General features: G+C 68.9%; 5 protein-coding genes and 1 tRNA gene. All 6 read left to right on the top strand.

Features of this window, described 5'->3' with window-relative positions:
• The coding region (locus tag Q0C38_RS22885) for an OmpA family protein (RefSeq protein WP_366937303.1) at positions 1-495 on the top strand (495 nt) is incomplete at its 5' end.
• A 113-nt stretch (positions 496-608) separates the two neighbouring features.
• Positions 609-1,856 carry an LL-diaminopimelate aminotransferase gene (locus Q0C38_RS22880; RefSeq protein WP_291299451.1) on the top strand — a complete coding sequence of 416 codons (1,248 nt, stop codon included), beginning with the start codon at positions 609-611 and terminating at the stop codon, positions 1,854-1,856.
• Positions 1,856-3,148 (top strand): homoserine dehydrogenase, encoded by a 1,293-nt coding sequence (locus Q0C38_RS22875; RefSeq protein ID WP_291299450.1) that lies wholly within the window; start codon positions 1,856-1,858, stop codon positions 3,146-3,148. The genes Q0C38_RS22880 and Q0C38_RS22875 overlap by 1 nt, the downstream gene beginning before the upstream one ends.
• A gap of 97 nt (positions 3,149-3,245) precedes the next feature.
• A complete protein-coding gene (gene glpX, locus Q0C38_RS22870; protein ID WP_291299452.1) occupies positions 3,246-4,205 on the top strand; it encodes a class II fructose-bisphosphatase in 960 nt (319 codons plus the stop codon).
• Between the two features lie 39 nt (positions 4,206-4,244).
• The gene (gene recJ, locus Q0C38_RS22865) at positions 4,245-5,996 is read left to right on the top strand and encodes a single-stranded-DNA-specific exonuclease RecJ (protein WP_291299449.1); all 1,752 of its coding nucleotides are present in this window, start codon (positions 4,245-4,247) and stop codon (positions 5,994-5,996) included.
• A 47-nt stretch (positions 5,997-6,043) separates the two neighbouring features.
• Positions 6,044-6,119 (top strand) — tRNA-Glu (locus Q0C38_RS22860).
• Positions 6,120-6,226: the final 107 nt, after the last annotated feature.

Below are 6,226 nucleotides of genomic sequence, written 5' to 3'. Positions count from 1 at the left end.
GTCCCCATCGCCCCCGTGCTTGCCGCGCCGCTTGCGCCGGCCGCACCCGAGCGGACGCCCCCATCGGCCCCCGCGCCGCCGGCAGCGTCCACGCAGCAGGCTGAACTGGCAGCGAGGCCAAGCCCCCCGCCCACCGCCCCCGTCGCGCCGTCGGTCATTGTCGACCGCACCGCGCTGCAGCCCCAGCGCTTGGGGCCAGGGGCAAGCGGCTATGCCCTCGCCTTTCTTCCCGGGACCACCGCGATCGCCTCCCCTGACCGTGCCATGCTCACCCGCCTCGCCGCGTCAGGGCGCGGCGCGACGTTCCGCGTCACCGGGTTTGCCGATGAACAAGGCACGGGCAGGGCGCTCGACCTCCCGATCGCGCGCGCGCGTGCGGTGGCCGATGCCCTCCGGGCCGAAGGAGTCGCTGCCGACGCGATCGAACTCGGCGGCGAGGCGCGCCCCGGCCCTGCCGGTCGCGGCGCTGAGGTGAGGCTGGTATACTCACGCTGACTGGTGCCATCGCTTGGCTGCCAGGGCCCAAGCATCTCTCGACAGCGAGGCCGGACCGGGCTACCGGAGCGCGCCGCGCAACCGGCCGATTGCCCAAAAGAGGCGAATTGTCCATGCCAGCCGATACCCCATCAGACTTCCACCGGATCAGACGCCTTCCCCCCTACGTCTTCGCCGAGGTGAACCGGCTGAAGGCGGAGGCGCGCGCCAGGGGCGAGGACATCGTCGACCTTGGCATGGGCAACCCCGACAGCGGCGCGCCCGCCCATGTGGTCGCCAAGCTGACGGAGGCCGTCGCCGATCCGAGGACGCACCGGTACTCGGTCTCGAGAGGCATCCCCGGCCTCCGCCGCGCCGTGGCCAGCTACTACCAGCGGCGCTTCGACGTCGGCCTCGATCCTGAGAGCGAGATCTGCGTCACCCTCGGCTCGAAGGAAGGCCTCGCCAACCTGGCCCAGGCGATCACCAGCCCTGGCGATGTCATCCTCGTGCCGAACCCCTCCTACCCGATCCACCAGTTCGGGTTCGTGATCGCCGGTGCGGCCGTGCGCTCGATCCCGCACGAGCCTGGCGAGGAGATGCTGCGCGCGCTCGACCGCGCCGTCATCCACTCCGTGCCGAAGCCGACGGCGCTGATCGTGAACTTCCCGTCCAATCCGACCGCGCTGACGACCACGCTCGACTTCTACCGCGCGCTCGTCGCGTTTGCGCGCAAGCACGGCATCTTCATCATCTCCGACCTCGCCTATGCCGAGATCTACTTCGGCGACGCCCCTCCCCCTTCGGTTCTCGCCGTTCCCGGGGCCAAGGACGTGACGGTCGAGTTCACCTCGATGTCGAAGACGTATTCGATGGCAGGCTGGCGCATCGGCTTCGCCGCGGGCAACCCGAAGCTGATCTCCGCGTTGTCACGCGTGAAATCCTACCTCGACTACGGCGCCTTCGCGCCAATCCAGATCGCGTCCGTCGCCGCGCTGAATGGGCCCCAGGACTGCGTCGGCCAGATGCGGGAGCTCTATCGTGAGCGGCGTGACGTGTTGCTGAAGGGGTTGGCAGCAGCGGGATGGAATATTCCCGCCCCGGAAGCATCGATGTTCGCCTGGGCGCCGATCCCGGAGCGGTTCCGCGAGCTCGGATCGCTTGGCTTCTCGAAGCTGCTTCTCGAGAAGGCGCAGGTGGCGGTGAGCCCGGGCGTCGGCTTCGGCGAGCATGGCGATGGCCATGTGCGCATCGCCCTCGTCGAGAACACCCAGCGCATCCGCCAGGCCTGCCGAGCGATCAGGACGTTCCTGCAGGGCAGCAACGCGCCCGAGCTTGCCGACCCGGGTGGCGCGCCGCCCGGCGTCGAGGACGCTGCCTGATGCCGCACCCTCTCTCGATCGGCATCGCCGGCCTTGGCACGGTCGGGGGCGGCACGCTCACCCTCCTGAAGGCCAATTCTGCGCTGATCGCGGCCCGTGCGGGACGTCCGGTTGCCGTCACAGCCGTTGCCGCGCGCGACCGCTCGCGCGACCGCGGCCTCTCGCTTGGCGGACTGCGCTGGTTCGACGACCCGGTGGCGCTTGCCAATGACCCGGGCATCGACGTTCTCGTCGAGGCAATCGGCGGCGCCGACGGCGTCGCCCGCGCCGCGGTCGAGGCGGCGCTGGCCGTTGGAAAGCCGGTCGTGACGGCGAACAAGGCCATGCTTGCCGTCCACGGCGCCGCCCTCGCCGGGCTGGCCGAGGCAAAGGCTGCGCCGTTGATGTTCGAGGCAGCGGTTGCCGGCGGTATCCCTGCCATCAAGGCGCTGCGCGAGGGCCTGGCCGCCAACCACATCACGCGCGTCGCCGGCATCCTGAACGGCACCTGCAACTACATCCTGACCACGATGCGCGCCGAGGGGCGCGAGTTCGCCGAGGTCCTCGCCGAGGCGCAGAAGCTTGGCTACGCCGAAGCAGATCCTTCCTTCGACATCGATGGGATCGATGCGGCCCACAAGCTTGCGATCCTGGCAGCGCTCGCGTTCGGGCGGCCAGTCGATTTCGCGTCCGTGCATGTCGAGGGGATTCGTGGCGTCTCGGCACTCGACATCGCGTTCGCCGACCAGCTCGGCTTCCGCATCAAGCTGATCGGGATCGCCGAGCGGACGGATGCTGGCGTATCGGCACGCATGCACCCGGTGATGGTGCCCGTCGCGTCACCGATCGCGCATGTCGACGGGGTGTTCAACGCCGTCGCCTTCGAAGGTGACTTCGTGGGCCGCGTGATGCTGGAGGGTCGCGGCGCCGGCGCTGGGCCCACGGCATCGGCAATCGTCGCCGACATCATCGATATCGCCCGCGGCCGCATCACGCCGCCCTTCGGTGTCGCCGGCGGCCTGCTCTCGGCGGAGCCGGCGGTGCCGATCGCGGCGCGCCACGGCGCATACTACCTGCGTCTGATGGTTGTCGATCGCCCAGGTGTCATCGCCGACGTATCGGCCATCCTCCGCGACCACGCCGTGAGCCTCGAAAGCATGCTGCAGCGCGGCAGGAGCGAAGGCGAAGCCGTGCCCGTGGTGCTGACGACGCATGTGTGCCAGGAAGCGGCGATGGCGGCAGCGCTCTCGCGCATCGCCGCGCTCGATGCCGTGATCGCAGCCCCGACCATGCTGCGGATCGAAGCCCTCTAGAATCCCCATACCGAGAAGGGAGAACCACCCGATGGCGACCAAGGACCGCGATGCCCGCACATTCGCCGCAGGCGGCGATGCACCGGATGCGGCAAACATCGACCGGAACCTCGCCCTCGAGCTTGTGCGCGTGACCGAGGCCGCAGCCCTCGCCGCAAGCCGGCTGATGGGTCGTGGCGACGAGAAGGCAGCCGACCAGGCAGCCGTCGATGCCATGCGACGCGCCTTCGATACGGTCGCGATCGACGGCACCGTGGTCATCGGCGAAGGCGAGCGTGACGAGGCGCCGATGCTCTACATCGGCGAGAAGGTCGGCATGGGCGGCATGAAGGCAGACATCGCACTCGACCCGCTCGAAGGCACGACCATCACCGCCAAGGGCGGCAACAATGCGCTCGCCGTCGTGGCACTCGCCGAGGCCGGCAACTTCCTCAACGCGCCCGACGTCTACATGGACAAGATCGCGGTCGGCGGCGGCCTGCCGGATGGCATCGTCGATCTCGACAACACGCCGGAAGCGAACCTTGCGGCGCTGGCCAAGGCAAAGAACGTCGACGTGTCGGACCTCGTCGTCTGCATTCTCGACCGCCCCCGGCATGCCGAGTTGATTGCCAAGGTGCGCGGCGCTGGTGCCCGCATCATGCTGATCAGCGACGGCGACGTGTCCGGGGTCATTGCCACCTCCCAGCCCGATAGCGGCATCGACATGTACATGGGCTCGGGCGGCGCTCCGGAAGGTGTTCTTGCGGCGGCCGCGCTGCGCTGCATCGGTGGGCAGATCCAGGGACGGCTGCTCTTTCGCAACGCGGAGGAAAAGGCCCGCGCCGCGAAATGGGGCATCACCGACCTCTCCCGCAAGTACAGCACGACCGAGATGGCGAAGGGTGACGTGATGTTCGCCGCCACCGGCGTGACCAACGGGGCGATGCTGCGCGGCGTTCGGCGGCTGAGCGGCGGGGCGAGCACGCACAGCCTGGTGATGCGATCAAAGTCGGGCACGGTTCGCTACATCGAGGCGAACCACAACTTCACACGGAAGTCCTGGATCGGCGCCTGAGCCTTGGCGCCTGACGACCATCGGCCCCGCGAACGCACGATGGACGGCGCCGGCCCGCTCTCCCTGAGCGGCCGGCGCTGGATTTTTGCCGCCGTCGATCAGGATGCCGCGACGCGCTTCGCCCAGGTCGCACGCGTGCCCGAGCAGATCGCGCGTTTGCTGATCTCACGCGGTATTGCGGCAGAGGATGCTGCTTCATACCTCAACCCCAGGCTTCGTGACCTGTTGCCCGATCCCTCGGTCCTGGCGGATGCGGGGCTTGCGGCACAGCGGATCGCACACTCTGTGATCGCTGCCGAGACGATCGCGGTGTTCGGCGACTATGACGTGGACGGCACCGCCAGCACCGCCCTCCTTGTCGGTGTTCTCCGCGAGCTTGGTGCAACCGTCCTGCACGCCGTGCCCGACAGGGTGATCGACGGCTACGGCCCCAACATCGACGCCTTCCGCCGTCTGGTCGATGGCGGTGCCAGGCTGATCATCTGCGTCGACTGCGGCAGTTCCGGACACGCGCCGATCGCTGGGATTTCAGGCGTGGCCGAGGTGGTGGTGATCGACCACCATGCGCTCACGGGCGCGCTCCCCCCTGCCCGCGCGGTGGTCAACCCGAACCGCGACGACGACACCAGCGACCTGGGTCATCTCTGCGCCGCCGGGGTCGCGTTCCTCGTGCTTGTCGCGCTGATGCGACACCTGCGGGCCGTTGGCTGGTTCAACGGCCGACCGGAGCCCGATCTGCTCGGCACCCTCGACCTCGTCGCGATCGCAACGGTGTGCGACGTCGTTCCGATGCGCGGGATCAACCGCGCCTTCGTCGACCGCGGCCTCGCGCGCATCGCGCAGGCGCCTCGCCCTGGCTTCTCCGCGCTCTCGGCGGTCGCCGGCCTCAAGCGGGGCGTCGATGCCCAGGCGCTCGGCTTTGCCCTCGGCCCGCGCCTGAACGCCGCCGGCAGGCTGGCCGATGCTGACCTCGGGGTGCGACTGCTTCTCGCGGAAGATGCAGCAACCGCCGAGGCACTTGCGGGCAGGCTTGATGAGCTGAACCGTGACCGCCAGACGATCGAGCGTGCCGTCCTCGCCGAGGCGCTCGAGGCGGCGGAGGCTCAGGCGGCATCAGGCCTGCCGGTCATCGTTGTCGCGTCACCGCGCTGGCACGAAGGGGTGGTCGGCATCGTGGCGGGACGGCTTCGCGAGCGGCTGCACCGCCCCGCTTTCGTGTTCGCCATCGGGAGTGAGGCGGCGAAAGGCTCCGGTCGCTCGGTGCCGGGCGTTCATCTCGGCCACGCGGTGCAGCAGGCGGTCTCGGCGGGTGTCGCACGAAAGGGCGGGGGCCACGCGCTGGCGGCGGGCGTGACGCTCGACCCGGAACAGCTCGCCGCGTTCCACACGTTGGTCTGCGGCGCCTGCGACACAGCCGCCGTGGCTGGCCCCCCACCACTTGCGATCGCCGCCACGCTCACACCGGAGGGGGCCGACGCCATACTGGCCGACATGGTCGCGAGGCTTGGGCCATTCGGGACTGACAATGAGGAGCCGCGCTTTGCGGTATCCGGCCTTCTGTCGCATGTTTCTCGAATGGGGCGCGATGGCGCGACGCTGGGCCTGACGGTGACTGGCGAAAGTGGAACACGGTTGCGGGCGGTCCTATTCCGTGCGGACGATGGTCCGCTTGCGGAGGGCCTTGTCCAGGCACGCGGGCATTCGGTGACGCTTTCGGGTCGTCTCCGACGCGACGACTTCCGTGGTGGCGATGCCGTATCGCTCCAGGTCAATGATGCCATTTATGCCTGAGCCGGGCTTGCATCCCCTCCCCTGTCGGGCTACCCAAACTGTGCGACGTCCCGTTCGTCTAGAGGCCTAGGACACCAGCCTTTCACGTTGGCAGCACGGGTTCGAATCCCGTACGGGACGCCAAAGCACACTGACATCCTGCATGTTTTCGGCGATTAGCCTGATGGCCCCCACGTCGGCCCGCACAAGGTGCGAGCGCCTACCTGCTCCATCATGCGCAAGTCACCCCT

The sequence above is a fragment of the Elioraea sp. genome (assembly GCF_022842375.1).
Classification (GTDB): domain Bacteria; phylum Pseudomonadota; class Alphaproteobacteria; order Acetobacterales; family Acetobacteraceae; genus Elioraea_A.
Note: the sequence above shows the minus strand (reverse complement) of the source record. Positions and strands in the feature narration are given on the sequence as shown.